The organism is Cellulomonas gelida (assembly GCF_006538725.1).
Taxonomy (GTDB): domain Bacteria; phylum Actinomycetota; class Actinomycetes; order Actinomycetales; family Cellulomonadaceae; genus Cellulomonas; species Cellulomonas gelida.
The window spans coordinates 1-21,392 of record NZ_BJLQ01000008.1; the positions used below are offsets into that span (position 1 = coordinate 1).

At 73.1% G+C, this 21,392-nt stretch carries 17 protein-coding genes, 2 tRNA genes and 1 riboswitch; of the genes, 9 read left to right on the forward strand and 10 right to left on the reverse strand.

What is annotated here, in order from left to right; all coding sequences use genetic code 11:
- Positions 1-73: 73 nt before the first annotated feature.
- Complete coding sequence (locus CGE01nite_RS05330; RefSeq protein WP_141369458.1) at positions 74-1,093, forward strand: methionine ABC transporter ATP-binding protein; 1,020 nt, start codon at positions 74-76, stop codon at positions 1,091-1,093.
- Positions 1,090-1,776 carry a methionine ABC transporter permease gene (locus tag CGE01nite_RS05335; protein ID WP_141369460.1) on the forward strand — a complete coding sequence of 229 codons (687 nt, stop codon included), beginning with the start codon at positions 1,090-1,092 and terminating at the stop codon, positions 1,774-1,776. Before CGE01nite_RS05330 ends, CGE01nite_RS05335 begins: the two co-directional genes overlap by 4 nt.
- A gap of 18 nt (positions 1,777-1,794) precedes the next feature.
- Here the strand turns inward: CGE01nite_RS05335 and def are convergent, their stop codons facing one another.
- Positions 1,795-2,283: a peptide deformylase gene (def, locus tag CGE01nite_RS05340; RefSeq protein ID WP_048342106.1), complete on the reverse strand. Its 489-nt coding sequence runs from the start codon at positions 2,281-2,283 to the stop codon at positions 1,795-1,797.
- Between the two features lie 169 nt (positions 2,284-2,452).
- On the opposite strand from def, the gene CGE01nite_RS05345 reads away from it, so the two are divergent.
- The 3 genes from CGE01nite_RS05345 to CGE01nite_RS05355 are packed head-to-tail and all read left to right on the forward strand — an operon-like array spanning position 2,453 to position 6,310.
- Positions 2,453-3,265, forward strand: a complete 813-nt coding sequence (locus CGE01nite_RS05345; RefSeq protein WP_174773420.1) for an ATP-binding cassette domain-containing protein — start codon at positions 2,453-2,455, stop codon at positions 3,263-3,265.
- A gap of 43 nt (positions 3,266-3,308) precedes the next feature.
- Entirely contained in the window at positions 3,309-5,732 is a 2,424-nt protein-coding gene (locus tag CGE01nite_RS05350) for a YhgE/Pip domain-containing protein (protein WP_141369462.1), read from the forward strand.
- Between the two features lie 41 nt (positions 5,733-5,773).
- Positions 5,774-6,310: a TetR/AcrR family transcriptional regulator gene (locus CGE01nite_RS05355; RefSeq protein WP_048343070.1), complete on the forward strand. Its 537-nt coding sequence runs from the start codon at positions 5,774-5,776 to the stop codon at positions 6,308-6,310.
- Positions 6,311-6,412: 102 nt separating this feature from the next.
- On the opposite strand, the gene CGE01nite_RS05360 is transcribed toward CGE01nite_RS05355, so the two are convergent.
- The gene (locus CGE01nite_RS05360) at positions 6,413-6,637 is read right to left on the reverse strand and encodes a BldC family transcriptional regulator (protein ID WP_048343071.1); all 225 of its coding nucleotides are present in this window, start codon (positions 6,635-6,637) and stop codon (positions 6,413-6,415) included.
- A gap of 19 nt (positions 6,638-6,656) precedes the next feature.
- Positions 6,657-6,731, reverse strand: a riboswitch (cyclic di-GMP riboswitch).
- Positions 6,732-7,095: 364 nt separating this feature from the next.
- A tRNA-Ile gene (locus tag CGE01nite_RS05365) sits at positions 7,096-7,169 on the reverse strand.
- Positions 7,170-7,193: 24 nt separating this feature from the next.
- Between CGE01nite_RS05365 and CGE01nite_RS05370 the strand changes: the two genes are divergently transcribed.
- From CGE01nite_RS05370 to CGE01nite_RS05380, 3 genes are all read left to right on the forward strand, one after another.
- Complete coding sequence (locus CGE01nite_RS05370) at positions 7,194-7,745, forward strand: hypothetical protein (RefSeq protein WP_082156357.1); 552 nt, start codon at positions 7,194-7,196, stop codon at positions 7,743-7,745.
- A 48-nt stretch (positions 7,746-7,793) separates the two neighbouring features.
- Positions 7,794-7,866 (forward strand) — tRNA-Asn (locus CGE01nite_RS05375).
- Between the two features lie 154 nt (positions 7,867-8,020).
- Positions 8,021-9,331, forward strand: coding sequence for an MFS transporter (locus CGE01nite_RS05380; protein WP_141369464.1), 1,311 nt, complete (start codon positions 8,021-8,023; stop codon positions 9,329-9,331).
- A gap of 33 nt (positions 9,332-9,364) precedes the next feature.
- Here the strand turns inward: CGE01nite_RS05380 and CGE01nite_RS05385 are convergent, their stop codons facing one another.
- Complete coding sequence (locus CGE01nite_RS05385; RefSeq protein WP_141369466.1) at positions 9,365-10,168, reverse strand: DUF1206 domain-containing protein; 804 nt, start codon at positions 10,166-10,168, stop codon at positions 9,365-9,367.
- Between the two features lie 315 nt (positions 10,169-10,483).
- On the opposite strand from CGE01nite_RS05385, the gene CGE01nite_RS05390 reads away from it, so the two are divergent.
- Positions 10,484-11,281 carry a transglutaminase-like domain-containing protein gene (locus tag CGE01nite_RS05390; protein ID WP_048343094.1) on the forward strand — a complete coding sequence of 266 codons (798 nt, stop codon included), beginning with the start codon at positions 10,484-10,486 and terminating at the stop codon, positions 11,279-11,281.
- Positions 11,282-11,401: 120 nt separating this feature from the next.
- Here CGE01nite_RS05390 and dnaG read toward each other — a convergent pair whose 3' ends face one another.
- The 6 genes from dnaG to malF all read right to left on the reverse strand — a co-directional run bounded on the left by dnaG (position 11,402) and on the right by malF (position 21,300).
- Positions 11,402-13,336 (reverse strand): DNA primase, encoded by a 1,935-nt coding sequence (dnaG, locus tag CGE01nite_RS05395; RefSeq protein ID WP_141369468.1) that lies wholly within the window; start codon positions 13,334-13,336, stop codon positions 11,402-11,404.
- A gap of 162 nt (positions 13,337-13,498) precedes the next feature.
- A complete protein-coding gene (locus CGE01nite_RS05400; RefSeq protein ID WP_141369470.1) occupies positions 13,499-15,187 on the reverse strand; it encodes a glycosyl hydrolase family 18 protein in 1,689 nt (562 codons plus the stop codon).
- Between the two features lie 385 nt (positions 15,188-15,572).
- Positions 15,573-16,856: a deoxyguanosinetriphosphate triphosphohydrolase gene (locus CGE01nite_RS05405; protein WP_048343097.1), complete on the reverse strand. Its 1,284-nt coding sequence runs from the start codon at positions 16,854-16,856 to the stop codon at positions 15,573-15,575.
- A 36-nt stretch (positions 16,857-16,892) separates the two neighbouring features.
- Positions 16,893-18,770 (reverse strand): glycoside hydrolase family 13 protein, encoded by a 1,878-nt coding sequence (locus tag CGE01nite_RS05410; RefSeq protein ID WP_141369472.1) that lies wholly within the window; start codon positions 18,768-18,770, stop codon positions 16,893-16,895.
- A complete protein-coding gene (locus CGE01nite_RS05415) occupies positions 18,767-19,681 on the reverse strand; it encodes a sugar ABC transporter permease (protein WP_082156360.1) in 915 nt (304 codons plus the stop codon). Before CGE01nite_RS05415 ends, CGE01nite_RS05410 begins: the two co-directional genes overlap by 4 nt.
- On the reverse strand, positions 19,681-21,300 hold the full coding sequence (gene malF, locus CGE01nite_RS05420) for a maltose ABC transporter permease MalF (RefSeq protein ID WP_048343099.1): 1,620 nt from the start codon (positions 21,298-21,300) through the stop codon (positions 19,681-19,683). Before malF ends, CGE01nite_RS05415 begins: the two co-directional genes overlap by 1 nt.
- Positions 21,301-21,392: the final 92 nt, after the last annotated feature.

Consider the following 21,392-nt stretch of genomic DNA (forward strand, 5'->3'; position numbering starts at 1 on the left):
CGGTGCGCGCGAGCCCCTGCTCGTCGCGCACCGCGACCCGCGGCACACACGTCCGTCCTGCGAGAGGTACGCGATGTCCCCCATCATCGAGCTCGACGAGGTCACCAAGGTCTTCGAGGCGCCGTCCGGCCCGGTCCGTGCCGTCGACGGCATCTCCCTGAGCGTCGAACGCGGCGAGGTGTTCGGCGTGATCGGCTACTCGGGCGCGGGCAAGAGCACGCTCGTGCGGTTGATCAACGGGCTCGAACGCGCCACCTCGGGCCGGCTCGTCGTCGACGGCGACGACGTCACCCGGCTCTCCGAGCGCGAGCTCGAGCTCAAGCGCCGGCACATCGGCATGATCTTCCAGCAGTTCAACCTGTTCGCGTCGCGCACGGTCGCGGGCAACGTCGCGTTCCCGCTCAAGGTCGCGGGGTGGCCCCGCGCAGACCGGGACCGCCGCGTGGCCGAGCTGCTCGACTTCGTCGGCCTGCTCTCACGCGCGCACGACCACCCGAGCCAGCTCTCCGGGGGTCAGAAGCAGAGGGTCGGCATCGCTCGCGCCCTCGCCGCGCAGCCGTCGATCCTGCTGGCCGACGAGTGCACGAGCGCCCTCGACCCGCAGACCACCCAGGACGTGCTGCGCCTGCTGCGCAAGGTGAACACCGAGCTCGGTGTCACGATCGTCGTCATCACGCACGAGCTCGACGTGGTGCGCACGATCGCCGACCGTGTCGCCGTGCTCGAGCACGGCAGGCTGGCCGAGCTCGGGACCGTCTTCGACGTCTTCACCCAGCCTCGCGCGGAGGTCTCGCGGCGGTTCGTCTCGACCGTGCTGCACGACCGACCCCGCGCCACGGACCTCGAGCGCCTGCGCCGCCACCACGACGGCCGCATCGTGACGGCCGACGTGCTCGACGGCAGCACCCTCGGCGCGGTGCTCGGCTCCGCGGGCGAGCTGGGGGTGGCGTTCGAGATCGTCTACGGCGGGATCGGCACGCTCCAGGACCGGTCGTTCGGCTCGTTGACGCTCGCGCTGCAAGGTGCCGACCCGTCGGTCGACCACCTCATCGCGCGGCTGCGCGAGGTCACCACCGTGCAGGAAGTCCGATGATCCCCGTCGTGCAGGCCGGCCAGGGCTTCGACTGGTCGTTCCACGGCCCCAAGCTCGTCGAGTCCCTCGGCCAGACCCTCTACATGGTGGGGGCGACGCTCGTCATCGGCGGCGCACTGGGCCTCGCGCTGGGGCTCGCGCTCTACACGACCCGCCGCGGCGGGCTACTCGCGCACCGTGGCGTGTTCTTCGTGCTCAACCTCGTCGTGAACGTGTTCCGCCCGATCCCGTTCCTGATCCTGCTCATGGTGATCGCCCCGGTCACGGTGACCCTGCTCGGCACCCGCCTGGGCAGCACCGCGATGGTCGTCGCGATGTCGTTCGCCGCGACGTTCGGCGTCTCGCGGATCGTCGAGCAGAACCTCGTCGCGATCGACCCGGGCCTGATCGAGGCGGCTCGCGCGACGGGCGCGACGCGCTGGCGCATCATCTCCACGCTGCTCGTCCCCGAGGCGCTGGGCCCGCTGATCCTGGGCTACACGTTCGTGTTCGTCGCGGTCGTCGACATGTCCGCCCTCGCGAGCATCATCGACGGCGGCGGGCTGGGGGCGTTCGCGCTCGACTACGGCTACAAGCGCTGGAACTTCGCGGTCGTGTGGATCACGGTCGTCGTGATCATCCTGCTCGTGCAGGCCGCGCAGGCGATCGGGAACCGGCTCTCACGGCGCGTCATGCACCGCTGAGCGGTCGCCCCGGGCGGCTCAGAGCTGCTCGCGGATCGCGCGCATCGCCTTCTTGCGGACCGAGCGCTCGAGGCGGTCGAGGTAGAGCATGCCGTCGAGGTGGTCGACCTCGTGCTGCAGGCAGCGCCCCATGAGCTCGGTGCCCTCGACGACGACCTCACGGCCGTCGAGGTCCGTGCCGACGACCCGCGCGTACCAGGCGCGCCGCGTCGGGTACCACAGGCCCGGGACCGACAGGCAGCCCTCGTCGCCGTCCTGGTACTCGTCCTCGGACAGCTCGACGATCTGCGGGTTCAGGACGTAGCCGATCTCGTCGTCGATGTTCCACGAGAAGGCCCGCAGCCCCACGCCGATCTGGTTGGCGGCCAGGCCCGCGCGGCCGTCGGCGTCGACGGTCTCCAGCAGGTCCTCGACGAGCGAGCGCACGCGGTCGTCGATCGTCGTGATCGGGTCGCACGGGGTGCGCAGCACGGGGTCGCCGACAGTCCGGATCTCTCGCATCGCCATGGCGAGAATCCTCGCACGCCGCGCACGTCCAGGTCGGCGCGGTCCACGTCGCCGGCACGCCGATCACCGCCGTCGCGCGCGGCTGTGACGAGCGAGACAGGCCGTGCGGTGGTCCGTGCGAGGACCGACGGGTCTATCGTTTGTACTGACCGGTCAGTCAGGAGGACTCGTGAACCAGCAGGACCCCGCCACCGCCCAGCCGCAGGAGGGTGCCGTGCGCGACACGCTCGAGCTCGCACCCGCCCTCGAGACGCCACCGGAGGCTTCCCTGGCGACTCCCGTGGCGGTCGTCGCGCGAGGGTTGCGCCTGCACGGCCGACGCGGCGTCGTGTACGGGCCCGTGGACCTCGATCTCCCGGCGGGCGCGCTCACGGTCGTGCAGGGCCCGCAGGGCGGGGGTCGCTCGAGCCTGCTCCTGACGCTCGCGGGCCGCATGGTCCCGGACGCGGACGCGACCCTCGAGGTGCTCGGGCACACGCTGCCCCGTGAGCGCCGCACGGTGCAGCGACTGGCCGCCGTGGCGGGCTTCGCCGGGATCGACGACCTGGACGAGAGCGTCACGGTCGGTGAGGTGGTCCGCGAGCGCCTCGCCTGGCTCGCCCCCTGGTACCGCCGCGCGCCGCGCGTGGACCAGCGGACCTTCCGCGCGCTGGCCGAGCCCGTCTTCGGCGAGCGGCCCCTCCCGCGCGTCGAGTCCGTGCTGTGGGACCTCGACGAGGTCGACGCGCTCCTGCTGCGCGTGACCCTCGCCATGGCTCAGGGTCCGCGCCTGGTCGTCGTCGACGACGTCGACCAGGTCCACGACACCACGCGGCGCGCGACGCTCTGGCAGCGCCTCGAGGCGCTCACCGCCGCAGGGACCACGGTGGTCGCGTCCGTCGCCTCGCTCGACGAGGTGGCGCGCACACCGTGGCACACCACACCGACGCAGGTCACTCTCGCCACCGGCCCGCACGCCGTGCCCGCACCCGACCTCGCCTGACCGGCGAGCACACCCGCCTCCCGCACCCCCCGAAGGACCCCTCATGTCTGCCCTCACCAGCACCGGGACCGAACTACGCCGGTTCCGCCGCGGCCGCCTGCCACGGCTCGCGATCGCCGCGATCGTCCTCGTCCCGCTGCTCTACGGCGCGCTCTACCTGTGGGCCTTCTGGGACCCGATGGGCAACCTCGACCGCCTCCCGGTCGCGCTCGTGAACGCCGACCAGGGTGCGACCCTCGACGGCCGCGAGCTGCGCGCGGGCGACGAGGTGGTCGACCAGCTCACGAGCGCGGGCGGCCTCGACTGGCAGGTCACCGACGCCGACGCCGCCGCAACCGGCGTGGCCGACGGCACGTACTACTTCGCGGTGACCGTGCCCGAGGACTTCTCGAGCGACATCACCTCGGCCTCGGGCGACGCGCCCACGGCCGCGCAGATCCTCGTCACGTACGACGACGCGAACTCGTTCCTCGCCTCGACGCTCGGCCGCAGCGCGATGGCCCAGGTGCAGGCGGCGGTCTCGGCGTCCGTCGGCGAGCAGGCCGTCGACCGCGTGCTCGTCGGGCTCGGGGACGCGCGCGACGGGTTCGCCCAGGCCGCCGACGGCGCGCTGACGCTGCGGACCGCGGCCGGCGACCTCGGCGACGGCGCGACGCAGGTGGCGGACGGTGCGCAGCGGTCGGCGGACGGCGCGCAGCAGCTCGCCACGGGCGCGGCCGACCTCGACGCCGGGGCGACGCGCCTGGCGACCGGCTCGGCCGACCTGGCCGCGGGCGCGGTCAGCGCGGCCGCCGGCGCGGGCGACGCCGCGAGCGGCGCCGCCGACCTCGCGGACGGTCTCGGCACGCTCGACTCGGGCGCTCGGGATCTCGCCGCGGGTGCACGCGCCGCGGCCGACGGGGCGGGCGACCTCGCGGGCGGCGCCTCGACCCTCGCGACCTCGGCGCGCACCGCCGCCGACGGCGCCGCCTCCCTCGACTCCGGAGCGGGCACGCTCGCCGCGAACCTCGCCACCGCGTCGTCGGGTGCCGACAGCCTCCGGGACGGGACGGCCCGGCTCGCTACTGGCGTCGCGGCGCTCGAGGACGAGCTCACGCCGGTTCTGGGCTCGGTGCCCGACCTGCGCTCGGGGCTGGGGCAGCTCGCGGGCTACCTGACGGCTCGCGCGCAGGCGGGCGACGCGACGGCGGGACAGCTGCTGGCCGGGCTCGCGAACCAGGCGGGCTCGCTCCCCTCGGACGACGACCTCGCGGCGCTCTCCGCCGGCCTCACGACGCTCCGCGACGGCGCCGACGACGCCTCGAGCGGCGCCGCCGACCTCGCGACCGGGGTCGTCGCCCTGTCGGACGGCGCCCAGCGGCTCGCGTCCGGCACGCACGACCTCGCGACGGGGCTCGACAACCTCGCCGACGGTGCCGGGACGCTCGCGGCCGGCGCGGGCACGCTCGCGGGCGGGACCGAGGCCGTGGCCACCGGGACCGGCTCGCTGACCGACGGCACCGGAGCCGCCACGGCGGGCGCGGCCGCGCTCGCCGACGGCACGGCACGCCTCTCGGCGGGGGTCGCGTCGCTCGCCGACGGGTCTCAGACGCTCGCCTCGGGCGCCGGCCGGCTCGCGGACGGCTCGGGCACGCTCGCGGACGGGACGCACACGCTCGCGGACGGCACGGCGACGCTCGCCGACGGCGCGCTCCGGCTCGCCGACGGCTCGGGCCGGCTGACCGACGGGGTCGGCACCCTCGCCGACGCCCTCGGCGACGGCCAGCAGGCGATCCCCTCGGGCCTCGCGACCGAGGCGCGCGCTGCCACGATCGCCTCCCCCGTCGGCGTGGCCGAGACCCACGTGAGCCGGGCCGAGGGCTTCGGCGAGGGCTTCGCGCCGTTCTTCCTGCCGCTCGCGCTGTTCGTCGGCGCCCTCATCACGTGGCTCCTGCTACGACCGCTGCCCACCCGCGCGCTCGCGACGCCGGCCTCGGGCTGGCGGGTCACCCTCGCCGGGTTCGTGCCGGCGATGGCGCTCGGTGTCGCGCAGGTCGCGGTGATGCTCGGCGTCGTGCACTACGGGCTCGGGCTGCACCTGAGCTCGGCGGTCGGCACGATCGGCTTCACGCTGCTCGTCGCTGCGGCGTTCCTCGCGCTGCAGCAGATGCTCACCGCGGTGCTCGGCCCGGCCGCCGGCAAGGTCGCGATCCTCGCGCTCCTCATGCTGCAGCTCGCCTCGTCGGGCGGGACCTACCCGGTCGAGACGACCCCGGCGTTCTTCCGGGCGATCAACCCGTTCCTGCCGATGAGCTACGCGGTCACCGGTCTGCGCCAGGTCATCACGGGGACGCTCGACGCCCGCCTGTGGGTCTCGGTCGCCGTGCTGACGTTCGTGGCGCTCGGGTCGCTCACGATCACTGCCTGGCGCGCGGGCCGGATGCGCACGTGGACGCTCGACCGTCTGCACCCGGCGCTGGCGATCTAGTGACGTCGGCCGCTGCACAGCCCTCGCTAGGGTTGCACCCCATGACGGACACCCGGCGCCAGATCGTCGACGCCGCGCTCGCGCTGGTCGCCGACCGCGGCATCGGCGCGACGTCGGTCGACGAGATCGCCGCCGCGGCCGGCGTCGCCAAGGGCAGCGTCTTCTACAACTTCGGCTCGAAGTCGGGGCTGTTCGAGGCGATCATCGCCGAGGGCGTCACGCGGCTCACGGCCGCGCTTCGTGCGGCGGGCGACGGCCTGCAGGGCCGCGCGGCGCTCGACGCCATGCTGGGTGCCCTGCTCGAGCAGGTCCGGGCTCACCCGGACTTCGCCAAGCTCGTCGTCGCCGAGACGTTCCGTTCCGGACGCGCGTGGCAGGAGTCGATCCGCCAGGTGCGCGAGGAGTCGATGGGGACGCTCGTGAGCGTGATCGAGCAGGAGTGGCCCGAACGAGACGCCCGGCTCACCGCCGCGGCGCTGTTCGGTGCGGCGCTCGTCGCCGGGCTCGAGTGGCTCGTCTTCCAGCCGGACCGCTCGCTCGACGAGGTCCGCGCGGCCGTCCTGTCGACGGTCCGCTGAAGCCCGACCACCGTCCCGGCCCCCAGCCGGGCATGCGTAAGGGCCGGTGACGAGTCACCGGCCCTTACGTCGACGTGCTGGTTGCAGGCTGAGCCCGCAACCTCACTCGCCCGAACGCTGCTGCGGGACGCCCTGGAGGAGCTGGCGCACCTCGGCCTCGTGGAAGCGGCGGTGCCCGCCGAGCGTGCGGACGGCCGACAGCTTGCCGGCCTGGGCCCAGCGCGTGACCGTCTTCGGGTCGACGCGGAACAGGACCGCGACCTCGCCAGGGGTCAGCAGCGCGCCCTGCTGCAGGGGGGTCTCGGACTGGGGGGTGCTGATCGCCATCTCGGGCTCTCCTTCGTCGTTCGGTAGCTCGGCTGACCCTGTAGGCCCCGTGGCTTTGCGTCCCCTCCTTGCAGAGGGTTTGCCGTTGTCGCTGACAACTGAGAACTATGCCCTGAACTGGACACGTGTGCAAGAAGCACGGCCGTGGGAGATCGCGGGCATTCGGGTGAAATTCGGGCGTCCGGTATCAGGAGGAACGCCCCCGAGTCGGACGGACCCGTCAGAGGTGGGACCCAGGTCCTGGTCCGGCGATGACACGTCTCACCTCCAAAAACGGGTCAGACGCATTCACCCGGACGTGCGGGTCCGGCCGCCGAGACGGTCGCGTGGCGCGCCTACGTGTCGGCCCGCGAAGCACGTCATGGCCCCCGGCGCTGGGCAGCCTCCTTGCTGCCCAGCGGCTGCCCGTCCGATCGCGTCGGGGGCGACCGGACGGTCACCTGTGCAGGTCACACGGGTGGGGCAGGTGGGGCTTGAACCCACGACCGACGGATTATGAGTCCGCTGCTCTGACCGGCTGAGCTACTGCCCCGGGGCGGGCCCAGAGTACCGGCGCGTGACCTGGCCGGACCGTCGCGGCGAGTACCGTGAGCCGGTGGCCGCCTTCCGCTCCTCTCGTGCCCTCTCGACCGACGACCGGCGCCGGGTCGACCTGCGACGGGGTGACCGCGTCCTCGTCGCCGCGACGCTCGTGGACGGCCGACGCGTGGTCGCGAGCCGCCTCGCCCTCCACGTGCTGAACGGCGAGGCCGTCTCCCGCACGCCGTGGGCCGACGTCGACCGCGGCTCGCTCGACGCGACCACCCGCGCGCTGTCCGTGCGATGGGTCTGGGGCGGCACCGACGTCTTCACGTTCGACACCGACCGCGCCTCGGTGCGGTTCGCGCAGACGTTCCGCGAGCGCGTGCAGTCGTCTGTGGTGCACGCCACGACGGTCGCTCTGCCCACCGGCGGCCAGGCCCGGGTGGCGTTGCGGCGCGACGAGGACGGCGAGCTGTTCACGCAGGTCGTCGCCGACGAGGGCGTCGACCTGGCCGACCCCGAGGTCGCCTCCGCGGTCGACCAGGCCGAGGACACGCTGCGCGCGTCGGCGGGCCTGCGCGACTGACGCGTGGTCGGGAGCACCTCGTTCGGCTGCTAGAGTTCTGCAGCGCGATCCCCCGTAGCTCAATTGGCAGAGCATTCGACTGTTAATCGAAGGGTTACTGGTTCGAGTCCAGTCGGGGGAGCTCCAGAAGGCCCTGACCTGCCACCGCAGGCGGGGCCTTCGTCGTGCTCGGGCGGACCCGTGCGACGACGAGGGCATCGGCGTCCTGGACGTAGGCTGGGGACGGCCCCACGGGGTCGAGACGACCCCTTCCGCGAGACGGAGCCTCCCACCCCATGTCCGGCGTGCCGCAGCCCGTGCGCGCGTCGTCGCACCGTGCGGTGGTCGTCTACGTCGCCGCGGTCGCCGCCTACTTCGTCGCGGTCCTGCACCGCAGCGCCCTGGGGGTCGCGGGCGTCGAGGCCATCGACCGGTTCGGCCTGAGCGCCACCACGCTGTCCCTGTTCTCGGTCGTGCAGCTCACGGTGTACGCCGCGATGCAGCTGCCCGCCGGGCGCCTGCTCGACCGGTTCGGTGCGCGCGTCGTGATCGGCGTCGGGTCGGCCGTGATGGCCGTCGGCCAGCTCGTCCTCGCCTTCGCGGAGGACGTCCCGGCCGCGCTCGTCGCGCGCGTGCTGATCGGCGCGGGCGACGCGGGGATCTTCATCTCCGCGGTGCAGCTCGTGGCGCAGTGGTTCCCGCCGCGTCGCGTGCCGGTGCTCGTGCAGCTCACGGGGCTGATCGGGCAGTCGGGTCAGCTCGCGTCCGCGATCCCGCTCGCGTGGCTGCTGCACCACCAGGGCTGGACGCCGGCGTTCTGCGTGCTCGCGGGCGTGGGTGCGCTCGCGACCGTCGGGGCGTTCCTCGGCGTGCGGGAGCCGCCGGGGACACGGACCGGCCCGCGTGAGGCGGAGTCGTTCGCGCAGGCGGTGCGCGCCGCGTCGCGCCCGCCCGGCACCCGGCTGGGCTGGTGGAGCCACTTCGCGACGCCCTTCAGCGCCAACGTCGTCTCGCTGCTGTGGGGCGTGCCGTTCCTCGTCACGGCTCAGGGCCGCTCGACCGCCGAGGCCGGGCTGCTGCTGACGGTCCTGACCCTGACCGCCATGCTCTCGGGGCCGGTCGTCGGGCGGGTCACGGGTCGGCACCCGCTGCGTCGCACGTCGATCGTCCTGGCCTCGTGCGTGGCGACCCTCGCCGCCTGGGTGACGGTCCTGGTGCCGGCGACCCCGCGTCCGATGTGGCACCTGCTCGCCTTCGTCGCCGTGATCGGCGCCGGTGGTCCGGTCTCGCTCGTCGGGATGGACTTCGCGCGGACGTACAGCGAGCCGCGGCGGCTCGGGACGGCCTCCGGGTTCGTCAACACGGGCGGCTTCACCTCGACGATCGGCGCTGTGCTGGCGGTCGGCGTCGTGCTCCAGGCGGTCTCTCCCCCGGGCACGACGACCTACTCGCTGGACGCGTACCGCTGGGCGTTCAGCGCCCTGCTGGTGCCGTGGGCCCTGGGCGTCTGGGGCGTGCTGCTCAACCGCCGACGCACGCGCGCACAGCTCGCGGCGCAGGGCGTCGTCGTGCCGCCGCTGCGCCAGGCGCTCCGCCGCCGACGCTGAGGCACGCGCCGCTGCGCCTGACCTGGCTGGGACTCACAGCCGCCCGTACCGGGCGCGCACGAAGCAGTACCCGCCGAACGCGACGAAGCCGAGCGCGACGAGCGTGAGGAGCACGGGCCCGGCGGGGCCCTCCTTGAGCGTGCGCATCGCGCCGTCCAGCCCGGTCGCCTCGGACTCGTCGGCGTGCCACGCCGCGGCCACGAACAGCCCGCCGACGATCCCCAGCGCGACACCCTTCGCGATGTAGCCGACCCTGCCCGCGATCAGGGTGCCCCGCCCGGCGTGCCCGCTGGGCAGCCCCGCGAGGTCCTCGAGGAAGGTGCGACGCCAGCCCTTGACCACGTGGTAGACGCCGACGCCGATCACGGCCAGCCCGAGCGCCCCCACGAGGAGCCGTCCCGCCGGGGCGGACAGCAGGTCGGCCGTCAGACCCTGGGTGTCGCCCGACGACGACGAGCCTCCGCCGCGCGCCCAGGCCACGGTCACCGCAGCGAGCCCGAGATAGACGACGCCCCGCCCGATCGCCTTGACGCGGTCGGTGCCCGAGCCCGCACGGTCGCGCGCCGCTCCGACGTGAGCGGCCTTCGCGACCTGCCAGGCGGCGAGCGCGAGGAAGGCGACCACCGCGACCCACAGCGCCGCGCGACCCATGGGCTCGTCCGCGACCGTCGACAGCGCGCCCGACTGGTCCGCGGACGCCCCCGAGTCGCCGAGCGCGAGCCGCAGCGCCAGCAGGCCGATCAGGGCGTGCAGGACGCCGCTCACGGCGTAGCCGGCGCGCGCGGCGGTCGCCCAGGCGTCCCGGGTCGCACGGGACAGGTCGGAGGTGCTCGCCATGATGGCTCCCGTCGGGTCAAGAAGGGCAGGCCGGGCGGGGGTGGCGCCGGCGCAGGTCCGATCGTGGCAGCGGACGTGGTCGGCCGCGACCGCAGAGGAGCGCCGGACCGCCCGCCCGCGCGCGGCGCGCGGGTACCTCCCGACGACACGGTCGCGTCGTCGGACCACCGGGGCAGACCGGTAGGAACGGGGCCCTGACCTGCGCCTTCAGTGTGCTTCTCCGACCGGCTTGTCGAACGGCCCGACGAGCCCCACACTTGCGCTGCCCCCTCGTGAGTTCCGGCCACCGACAGCCGGGGAAATGGACCACCGGCCGTGCTGCGCACCGTCTCCTGCCACCTGTCTCTCGACGTGCGCAGCCCCCTCGAGCTGTACCTCGCCGTCGCCGTCGCCGACGGCGCCTACGACCGCTCCGAGCTGCTCACGGTGCGGCACGAGGACGGCCCGCTCGACGTGGTCGAGATCAAGGCGGGGCACGGCGGCCGCATCCACCACGTGCAGGCTCCGACCGGTCGGGTCGTCGTGGACTACCAGGCGTCGGTGAGCGGTCTGGCCGCACCCGCACCGGTCGAGGACCTGGACCTCGTCGAGTACCGGCAACCGAGCCGGTACGCCGAGTCCGACCGGCTCCTGGCCTTCGCGCGCGACCAGTTCCGCGGGCTCGCGGGCGCCGATCTGGTGCACGCCGTGGTGGCGTGGGTCTCGGCGCACGTGACCTACCTGTCGGGCAGCAGCCTGCCGACCGACGGCGCGACCGACACGCTGCTCAAGCGGCGCGGCGTGTGCCGCGACTTCGCGCACCTCGTCGTGGCGCTGCTGCGGGCGTGCGACATGCCCGCGCGACTGGTCTCCGTGTACGCGCCCCGGCTCAAGCCCATGGACTTCCATGCGGTCGCCGAGGCGTACGTCGACGGCGCGTGGCACCTGCTGGACGCGACGCGGCTCGCGCCGCGCGAGGGGATGCTGCGCATCGCGACCGGCCGCGACGCCACGGACACGGCCTTCCTGTCGTCGTACGGCGGTGCGCTGACGCTGCGTTCGATGACGGTGACGGCGACGGTCGACGGCCTCATGGACGCCGACGACGACGGCGGGCTGCGCGCGCTCCTCTGAGCGCCCGAGCGTCCTGTCGCCTGACCAGCCAGGTGACGAGCATCTGGTCGCCGAGCATCCGGGCGCCGAGCACCCAGGCGCGCGAGCGTCGTAGGGCGGCGGGCGGGCTCGCTCGGGGGGTCAGACGCTCTCGCGCAGGTTGCGGCGGCGTCCCTCGATCGCGACGAGCTCGGCGAAGGCAGCCTGGTAGCCCGCAGGGTCGGCCGTCGCGTCCATGCGCTGCAGCCGCCCGCGCAGCTCGGCGATGTGCCGCGTGAAGCCCATCTCCACCAGGCGCAGCACCACGCCGCGCACGTAGTCGCCGACCGCCTCGGGACGGTCTTCGGGGACCGGGGCGACCGCGAGCTCGGTGACGAGCGGGCGCACCGCCTCGGCCGCCTCGTCGAGCACGGCACCGACCCATGCCGTCGAGCTACCGTCCTCACCGACCGACGCGCGCCCGGCGGTCACGCCGCCTGCCGCACGGATCGCCTCGTGCACGGCGCGGTGCGCGGGGGCAGCGAACGCGTCGCTGCCGAGCTCGTCGAACTCCGCCGGCACGAGCGCGGGCGCCTGCAGCACGACCTCGAGCGCGGTGCGCTCGACCGCGAGCACGGGGTCGACGGGTCCGGGCCGCTGGGTCCGCGCGGGGCGCTCCGTGGCACCGGCCGGCCGGCCACCGCTCGTCGGTGCGCGGCCCGCCGCTCCCCCACGACCACGCGCGCCGTCGACCGCTCGCTGCACGGTCGCCAGGTCCTCCATGCCCAGCCATCCCGCGAGCAGCCGCGTGTACTCGGGCCGCAGGGCAGCGTCACGGATGCCCGCGACGACCGGCGCCGCGCTGCGCAGGGCGGCGACGCGGCCCTCCGCGGTGGCCAGGTCGTACGAGCGGAGGGTCGCGCGCAGCACGAACGCGAACAGCGGCTGACGTCCGGCCACGAGCGCGCGCACGGCGTCGGGCCCGCGGCTCTGGCGCAGCTCGCAGGGGTCCATGCCGCTGGGCTCGACCGCGACGAACGTCTGCGCGGCGAACGTCTGGTCCTCACCGAACGCGCGCAACGCGGCCTTCTGGCCCGCTTCGTCGCCGTCGAACGTGAAGATCACCTCGCCGCCCACCGACGTGCCCGTCGCGAGCTGCACGCCGCTGCTCGCCCCCGAGTCGCCGATGAGCCGGCGCACGATGCGGGTGTGGTCCGAGCCGAAGGCCGTGCCGCACGTCGCGACCGCGGTGCCGATGCCCGACAGGTGCATCGCCATGACGTCGGTGTAGCCCTCGACGACGACCACGCGCTTGTCGCGCTGCATCTCGCGCTTGGCGAGGTCGAGCCCGTAGAGGACGTGCGACTTGCGGTACAGCGGCGTCTCGGGGGTGTTGAGGTACTTCGGGCCGTTGTCCTCGTCGAACAGCCGGCGGGCACCGAAGCCGATCGTCTCGCCCGTCACCTCGCGGATGGGCCAGACGAGCCGTCCGCGGAACCGGTCGTAGACGCCGCGCTGGCCCTGGCTCACGAGTCCCGACGCGATCAGCTCGGGCTCGGTGAACCCCCGGCCACGCAGGTGCTTGAGCAGCGCGTCCCACCCGGTCGGCGCGAACCCGACGCCGAACTGCTCGGCGGCGGTCCGGTCGAAGCCGCGCTCCGCGAGGAACTGCCGACCGGCCGCGCCGCCCGGGGTCGCGAGCTGCTCGCGGTAGAACTCCTCGGCGACCTTGTGCGCCTCGATCAGACGACGGCGGCGTCCCGGCTCCTCGGCAGGCCTCGTCGGGCCGCCCTCCTCGTACCGGAGCTGCACGCCCACGCGCCCAGCGAGGTACTCGACGGCCTCCGCGAAGCCCAGGCCGTCGACCTTGGTGACGAAGTCGATGACGTCGCCGCCCTCGCCGCACCCGAAGCAGTGGTAGCGCCCCACCTGGGGCCGCACGTGGAAGGACGGCGACCGCTCGTCGTGGAACGGGCACAGGCCCTTGAGCGAACCGACGCCCGCCGTCTTGAGCTGGACGTGCGCGCCGACGACCTCCTCGATCCGCACACGCTCGCGGACCGCCTCCACGTCCTCCCGTCGGATGCGTCCCGCCACGCCTGGAGTCTAGGTCGTCCAGGTCGTCGTCCCGACGCCCGGGCGGGTGAGGCGGCGACCCGACCTCGCGACGGCGGGCTAGCGGGCCGACGACCAGCCGGCGGACCGGACGACGAGGGGGCCGACGCCCGCGGGCGCCGACCCCCTCGCTGCGCCGTCCGATCAGCTGATGCCCGACTTGAGCGCCGAGATCAGCTCGCCGTTGCTCGTGTCACCCGACAGCTCCCAGAAGAACGCCCCGCCGAGGCCCTTGCTCTTGGCCCACGCGGTCTTCGTGGCGATCGTCGCGGGGGTGTCGTAGCTCCACCACTCGTTGCCGCACTTGGCGTACGCGGTCCCGCCGACCGTCCCGGTGGCCGGGCAGCGGTTCTTCAGGACCTTGTAGTCCTCGATCCCCGCCTCGTACGTGCCGGGCGCGGCGCCGGTCGCGGAGCCGCCGGGTGCGCTCTGCGTGACGCCCGTCCAGCCGCGGCCGTAGAACCCGACGCCCAGCAGGATCTTGCTCGCCGGGATCCCCTTGGCGATGAGCTTGTTCACCGCGTCCTCGGAGTTGAAGCCGGCCTGCGGGATCCCCGGGTAGGACGTGAGCGGCGAGTGCGGCGCCGTCGGTCCCTGCGGGTTGAACGCGCCGAAGTAGTCGTACGTCATCGGCATGATCCAGCTCAGCTTGGTCGCCGCGGTCGCGTAGTCGGTCGCGTCGATCTTGCCGCCGCTGCTGCCGTCCGCCGTGATCGCGGCCGTGATGAGGAAGCTCGAGCCGAACTTGTTCCGCAGCGCCGTGATGACCCGGTCGAACGCCTGCGGACCGCTCGAGTCGCAGCTCAGGCCGCACGCGTTCGGGTACTCCCAGTCGATGTCGATGCCGTCGAACAGGCCCGCCCAGCGAGGGTCGTTGAGCAGCGAGTAGCACGAGCTCGCGAACGCCGTCGGGTTCGCCGCCGCCGCGGTGAACCCGCTCGACCAGGTCCAGCCGCCGAACGACCAGATGACCTTGAGGTTCGGGTTCGCGGCCTTGAGCTTGCGGAGCTGGTTGAAGTTGCCGCGCAGCGGCTGGTCCCAGGTGTCCGCGACGCCGTCGACGCTCTGGTCGGCCGTGTACGCCTTGTCGTACGCGGCGTACGAGTCACCGATCGAGCACTGACCGCCCGTCGTGTTCCCGAACGCGTACAGGATGTGCGTCAGCTTCGACGCGCTGCCCGACGTCTTGATGTTGTTGACGTGGTAGTTGCGCCCGTAGACCCCCCACTCCGCGAAGTACCCGACGAGCTTGCGGCCGCCTGGGTTCGCGGTCGGGTTCGTCGTGGGGTTGGTGGTCGGGTTCGTCGTGGGGTTGGTGGTCGGGTTCGTCGTGGGGTTGGTGGTCGGGTTCGTCGTCGGGTTCGTCGGGACGGTCCCGCCGGTGCAGGTGGCACCGTTGACCGTGCAGCCGGTGGGCTGCGCGAACGGGCCGCTGCCGACGTACCCCCAGCTCTGGGAGGCGCCCGGGGCGAAGGGGCCGGCCCAGCTCTTGGAGGTGATCTTGTAGTGGTTGCCGGTGCGGGTCACGTCCGCATCCCACGCGCTCGTGATCGCGGTTCCGGCGGGCAGGTCGAACTCGAGCGTCCAGCTCGACGCCGTGCTCGTCGTGCCGTTGGTGACCTGCACGGACGCCTGGTGACCGGTCCCCCAGTCACCCGCCGACGTGAAGGTCGCGGTGAACGTCCCGGCCGCCGTGGCCGGCAGTGCGGCGACCAGTCCGGTCGCGACGAGCGCCGCCGCGGCGGCGAGCGCGACCACCGCGCTGCGTCGTCGTCGGTGGAGCGTGCGTGCTGTGCCGGCTGCGTCGCCGGAGTGTCCTGCGTGGTGCTGCATCCTTGCCTCCCGGTGCGATGGGAAGTGCGGTATTTAGTAAGGGATATTCACAAATCCCTCGCCACAGACGCTAGCCAGACCGGGTGAAACGCGTCAACGATTCCGCCCGAATCCGGCGCAATCTCCCTCATCAGGACACCGCTCTCCCCCGACCCAGCGGGTGCTCCGGGCACGCACCCGAATGCCCGGAGCACCCGCTGCCTCGATCGATGGGCGCACGACGACCCAGCGATCACTCCGGCCCAGCGCAGCGACGCCTGAGCAGACGCTGGGTCGGCGGAGGTGGTGGAGCACGAGACAGCGCTCGTTCCGGCTCCAGCACCGCGAAGCCGGAGCGGACGCTGGGTCGGCGGGGGTCAGTGACGCGGGGGTCAGTGGCGCGGGGTCAGTGGCGTGGCGGGCGGACGAGGCGGGCGTGGGCCTCGGCCGCGGAGACGTCCGTGAGCGAGGCGACCTGGTCGATCACGACCCGCAGCCGCGCCGCGTCGTCGGCCGCCTGCGCCCAGTCCGCGGCGAACGGCGGCTCGAGCGCGAGCGGCGCACGGTCCGCCATGATCCGCACGAGGTCGGTGAGCACCTCGCGCTGCCGGTGGTAGAGCGGCTCGAGCTCGCGCGGCGCCATGACGTACGCGACGGCGAGGCCCTTGAGCACGAGGATCTCGGCCTGCGTGGTCAGCGGCACGACGAGGTCGGCGGCGTACCGCGTGAGCAGCCCGTCCCCGTACTGCTTGCGGGTGGCCTTCTGCGACGCCTTCGCGAACCGCCCGATGAGCTGGCTCGTCGCATCCTTGAGCATCGCCAGCGCGCCGCGTGACCCGTCGAAGCCCGGCGCCCACAGGCGCGCGTGGATCAGCCGGTCCATCGCGGCGAGCAGCCCCGCCTCGTCGACCGCGTCGCCGTACCAGGTCTGCACGGCCTCCACGACGCGCGCGCGCTCGTCGGGCTGCGACAGCACCGCGAGGTCGAGGCGCCCGCCGACGATCGCGTCCTCGACGTCGTGCACCGAGTACGAGATGTCGTCCGCGAGGTCCATGACCTGCGCCTCGAGGCACTTGCGCCCGGGCGGCGCGTCGCGGCGCAGCCACTCGAACACGGGCAGGTCGTCCTCGTAGACGCCGAACTTGTGCGTCGGCCGGCCGCTCGCCGCGCTCACCGGCCCCTGCAGGTACCGCCACGGGTACTTGACCGACGCGTCGAGCGACGCGCGCGTGAGGTTCAGCCCGACCGAGCGCCCGTCGTCGGCCACGACCTTCGGCTCGAGACGCGTGAGCAGACGCAACGTCTGCGCGTTGCCCTCGAACCCGCCGACGTCGCGCGCGAGCGCCGCCAGGGCGCGCTCGCCGTTGTGGCCGAACGGGGGGTGCCCCAGGTCGTGCGCGAGGCACGCGGTGTCGACGACGTCCGGGTCGCAGCCGAGCGCCTTCCCGATCTCGCGGCCCACCTGTGCGACCTCGAGCGTGTGCGTCAGGCGCGTCCGTACGAAGTCGTCCGACGAGGGGCCGAGCACCTGCGTCTTGGCGCCGAGCCGACGCAGCGCGGAGGAGTGCACGAGACGCGCCCGGTCGCGCTCGAACGGCGTGCGCCCCTTGGACTTCGCCGACTCGGGGACCCAGCGCTCGCGGTCGACGTCGACGTAGCCGTCGACGTCGAGGTGCTCGAGCATGGTCATCGCGCCAAGCCTACGCACCCGCACGCCCGTTGCGGCTCAGCCCAGCCGCCAGACCTGCACAGACGGCCCGTGCGCCGCCGGCACGACGACCGCCTCTGCGGTCACGTCCAGGCGCGCCCCGCCGTAGAGGTTCTCGGCGTCGTGCGCCGGCAGCGGCAGTCGCACGCCGTCCCACGCGTCGCGCGCCAGGACGACGAGCACGCGCTCGTCGTGCGTCTCCCGCAGGTAGCCCACCGCGTCGCGGTCCACGAACGCCCAGCGCAGACCCCCTTCGCGCAGCGCCCGGCAGGAGCGCCGCAGCGCGATGAGCGAGCGGTACACGTCGAACGTCGCTGCGTCCCACGCCGCGCCACTCGCACCGGGCTCGCCGTCGATCCGCGCCCACGGCATCGGCACGCGGCCGTGCTCGCCGTTGGTGCCGGTGAGGCCACCCTCGTCGCCCGCCCAGATGACGGGCGTGCCCGGGTACGTGAGCAGGAAGCCCGCGGCGACCTCGACGCGCTCGCGCGAGCCGGTGACCGTGCGGATCCGCGCCGTGTCGTGCGACCCGAGCAGGTTCCACTGGTGCCGCGTCACCGACCACGGGACGGTCGAGTCGAAGTCACGCATGGTCGCGACCATCGCCGCTCCCCCGGCCCGCGGGACCGACACCGGCATGCCCATGAACGGCAGCGTCGACCCGGGCGCCACGAGCCAGGTCCACAGCGGACGCGTGAACGCCGAGTAGTTCATGTTGACGTGCCAGCCGCCGACGTCCAGGTCGTCCGCGGCGTCGTGGAAGTGCTCCGAGACCAGCACGGCGTCGGGGTTGAGGTCCGACATGGTCGCGCGCAGGGCGCGCGCGACCGCGTGCGTGTGGTCGTCGTCGCGGTAGCGCCCGGTCATGTTGGCCACGTCGATCCGCCAGCCGTCCAGGTCGAACGGCGGACGCAGCCAGCGCGCGGTGACGGAGCCCTCGCCGGTGATCATGCGCTCGGCGAGCCCGGCCGCGGAGTAGTTGAGCTTGGGCAGGGACGCGTGCTCGAGCCACCCGACGTAGCCGGGGTGCTCGTCGGTCCAGTAGTAGAACGCCGCCTCGGGGCTCGTGCGGTCCGCGCGTGCCCGCGTGAACCACTCGTGCCCCGCTCCGGTGTGGTTCGTGGTGAGGTCCCCGACGACGCGCATCCCGCGCGCGTGCAGCGCGCCGGACAACGAGGCCAGCGCCGCGTCGCCGCCCAGCAGCGGGTCGACGTGCGCGAAGCTCGTGGCGTCGTAGCGATGGTTGGACCGCGCGGGGAACACCGGCGTCAGGTACAGGGTGTCGACCCCGAGGCGCTGCAGGTGGTCCAGCCGCGACTCGATGCCGGGCAGGTCGCCGCCGAACAGCTGCTGCGCGACGCCCGGGCCGGACCCGATCGGCTCGTCGGACCAGTCCGCGGGGAGAGCCCAGTCCGGCAGCGGGCCGGCCGGCGGTCCGTCGTGGCCCGACGAGCGGGCGAACCGGTCCGGGAACACCTGGTAGACCACGGCGTCGTCGAGCCAGCGCGGCGCCGGTGCGTGCACCGTGAGCCGGAAGTCCGACCCGTCCGTGACGTCCCGCGCGTGCAGGCCCCGGCCGTCGAGCCAGCGGTAGCCGTCCGGCTCGTCGAGCAGGAAGCGGTACTGCGTCACAGGGTTGTGCACCACGACGTCCGCGACGTACCAGCGCTCGTGCGCGTCCGCCCGCTCGAGGCGTGCGGGCACGAACCGTGGCTCGCCGTCGCGGACGACGCGCACGTGCACGCCACGCTCGCCACGCGACGCGGGGACGCGCACCCGGACGGGTACGACGTCCCCGAGCCGCGGGGTCGCGCGGTCGACGTAGAGCTCGGCGCCGTCGTGGTGCGGCGCGTCGAGCAGCACCACGGGCCCGTGCGCCACGGGCCGATCAGTCATCCCTTGACCGAGCCCGCCGTCAGGCCGCCGACGATGTACTTCTGCAGGAACAGGAAGAGCAGCACCACCGGCACGGCCGCGATCACGGCGCCCGCCGCGAACACGCCCCACGGTGCGGTGCGCTCGTCGGCGGCGAGCGAGTAGAGCCCGACTGCCACCGTCCAGTTCTCGGACCGCTGCAGCACGACCTTGGCGATGAGGAAGTCACCGAAGGACGAGATGAACGACAGCAGCCCGACGACCGCGAGGATCGGCGTGACCAGGCGCAGGATGATCGTCCAGTAGATCTGCGTGTGGGTGGCGCCGTCCATCTTGGCCGCCTCGTCGAGCTCACGCGGGATCGAGTTGAAGAACCCGTACATGAGGAACGTGTTCACGCCGAGCGCGCCGCCCAGGTACACGCAGATCAGGCCCAGGAGGCTGTCCAGGCCCAGGGCCGGGAACACGTCCTTGAGCGTGAGGAGCAGCAGGAAGATCGCGACGAACGCGAGCGTCTGGGGGAACATCTGCGCGAGGAGCAGGCCCGTCAGCCCCTGCTCACGGCCCTTGAACCGGAACCGCGAGAACGCGTACGCGGCCGCGGCGCCCATGAGCACGGTGCCGATCGCCGTGACGGTGCACACGACCAGGGAGTTGCCGAGCCAGCCCCAGAACCCGCGGGCCTCGAGCTCGGCGAAGTTCTCCCCCGAGACGGTCCGGAACAGGTCGTTCGAGCCGACGAGCGTGCCGCCCGGGTTGAGCGACGCCGAGATGACGTACAGCAGCGGCGTCACGCACACGACGATCATCACGACGGCGACGAGGTAGCGCCACGACACCTCGCGCCACCAGCGACGTCCCCGGGTCCCGCTGGGGCGCAGCCCGGTGCCGGCGGCCTTGGTCGACGTGGCCCGTGCGGTCTGGGTGGTCATCACAGCTCCTCGAGACGACGCGTACGGCGGAAGCCCCACCAGGAGATCGCACCGACCAGCAGGAAGATCAGGATCGACAACGCGCTCGCGAAGCCGTACTGCTTGAGCCCGCTCTCGAAGGCGATGGAGTAGACCATCGAGATCAGGATGTCCGTGTGCCCGATCACGACCGGCGTGCCCACGAAGTTGGGGCCACCGCCCGTGAGCATGTAGATCAACGAGAAGTTGTTGAAGTTGAACGCGAACGAGGCCACCAGAAGCGGCGCGACCGAGACCATGAGCAGCGGCAGCGTGATCGAGCGCATGAGCCGCCACGGCTTGGCCCCGTCCATGCGCGCCGACTCGTAGACGTCGGACGGGATCGACTGCAGGGCACCCGTGCAGACGATGAACATGTACGGGAAGCCGAGCCACAGGTTGACGCCGAGCACCGAGAGCTTGGCGAGCCACGGGTCGGACAGCCAGCCGATGTCGGCGCCGCCGAGGATCACCTGGTTGAGGAAGCCGCTGCGCGTGTTGAGCATGCCCTTCCACACCAGCGCGGACAGGAACGCCGGCACCGCGTAAGGCAGGATCAGCAGCGCGCGCAGCAGCTTGCGGCCACGCACGCGCGGGTCGTTGAACACGACCGCGAGGAACAGGCCGAGCACGAACGTCGAGAGCACCGAGAACAGCGCGAACGCGAAGTTCCACAGGAAGATCTCGATGAACGGGCCGCGCAGCCGGTCGTCGCTGAACGCGCGCGTGAAGTTCTCGAAGCCGACCGTGACGCGCCACCCGGGCGAGATCGTCGAGCCGTCCTCCGCCTGGAACTGACCGTGCTCGTTCGGTGAGTAGACGACGCCCGTCTGCGTGTTCGTCATGGTGTCGGCGTCTTCGTCGTACGCCATGACCGACTCGTAGAGGTACCCGGTCGAGGCGTCCTGCGTGCGCAGCGACCCGTCCGCGGGGTCGTCGGACGCGGGGACGCGCAGCCCGACGATCTCCTGCTGACGCTGGGCGATCTCCGCGAAGCCCAGGACCTGCCAGTCGGGGACCTCGGTGACCCGGTCGGCCTCGACCTTCGCGCCCTGCGCGGGGGCGAGCGGGTCCTCGGCCGTCCCGACGAGCGCCTCGCCGTCGCGCACGATCGCGAAGGCCAGCTGGTCGTCGCGGCTCAGGACGGTCAGCGGGAAGGCGGCCGAGCCCTCCACCCGCTGCTCGTTCTGCGCGAGGATCGCGGCGACCGCGTCCTGCTTGGTGGAGTTGTGGCCGTCGCCGTAGTTGGTGAAGGCGACGTAGCCCGTGTAGGCCGCGGTGAACACGACGTAGACGAGCAGGAAGAGGAGCCCCGGCAGCAGGTACTTGGCCGGCAGCGTCCGCCGCGAGAAGTAGATCCAGTTGACGGCGACGAGCGCGAGCGCGAGAAAGGCCATGATGGCCCACTGCTCGACGGCGATCGCCGTGAGGATGCCGTACAGGCCGACCGCGTCGATGAGGGCCACGATCGCGAGCTTGACCAGGAAGCCCTTGCCGAAGTTGCGGGCGGGCGACGAGTCGCCGCGCGTGGGCCGCGCGTCGCCGGGTGGGGAGTCGGGGGGTGCGTGCTCGCTGTCGGGCACGATCGTCTGCTGCGACATGGGTGTCCTCCGCGGCGGCGCCCGCCGTCGGACGCCGATGTGTGCAGTCTGCTCCGGCGCGCGACCCTGCGCTCAGGCAGGCGGCGACCACG

Bases quoted from the DNA above. Each gene is read 5' to 3' on its own strand.
- def (WP_048342106.1), bottom strand. From the start codon at position 2,283: ATGGCGATGCGAGAGATCCGGACTGTCGGCGACCCCGTGCTGCGCACC.
- malF (WP_048343099.1), bottom strand. From the start codon at position 21,300: ATGTCGCAGCAGACGATCGTGCCCGACAGCGAGCACGCACCCCCCGAC.
- CGE01nite_RS05355 (WP_048343070.1), top strand. From the start codon at position 5,774: ATGACGGACACCCGGCGCCAGATCGTCGACGCCGCGCTCGCGCTGGTC.
- CGE01nite_RS05385 (WP_141369466.1), bottom strand. From the start codon at position 10,168: ATGGCGAGCACCTCCGACCTGTCCCGTGCGACCCGGGACGCCTGGGCG.
- CGE01nite_RS05360 (WP_048343071.1), bottom strand. From the start codon at position 6,637: ATGGCGATCAGCACCCCCCAGTCCGAGACCCCCCTGCAGCAGGGCGCG.
- CGE01nite_RS05415 (WP_082156360.1), bottom strand. From the start codon at position 19,681: ATGACCACCCAGACCGCACGGGCCACGTCGACCAAGGCCGCCGGCACC.
- CGE01nite_RS05335 (WP_141369460.1), top strand. From the start codon at position 1,090: ATGATCCCCGTCGTGCAGGCCGGCCAGGGCTTCGACTGGTCGTTCCAC.
- CGE01nite_RS05400 (WP_141369470.1), bottom strand. From the start codon at position 15,187: ATGCAGCACCACGCAGGACACTCCGGCGACGCAGCCGGCACAGCACGC.
- CGE01nite_RS05405 (WP_048343097.1), bottom strand. From the start codon at position 16,856: ATGACCATGCTCGAGCACCTCGACGTCGACGGCTACGTCGACGTCGAC.
- CGE01nite_RS05410 (WP_141369472.1), bottom strand. From the start codon at position 18,770: ATGACTGATCGGCCCGTGGCGCACGGGCCCGTGGTGCTGCTCGACGCG.
- CGE01nite_RS05350 (WP_141369462.1), top strand. From the start codon at position 3,309: ATGTCTGCCCTCACCAGCACCGGGACCGAACTACGCCGGTTCCGCCGC.
- CGE01nite_RS05380 (WP_141369464.1), top strand. From the start codon at position 8,021: ATGTCCGGCGTGCCGCAGCCCGTGCGCGCGTCGTCGCACCGTGCGGTG.
- CGE01nite_RS05330 (WP_141369458.1), top strand. From the start codon at position 74: ATGTCCCCCATCATCGAGCTCGACGAGGTCACCAAGGTCTTCGAGGCG.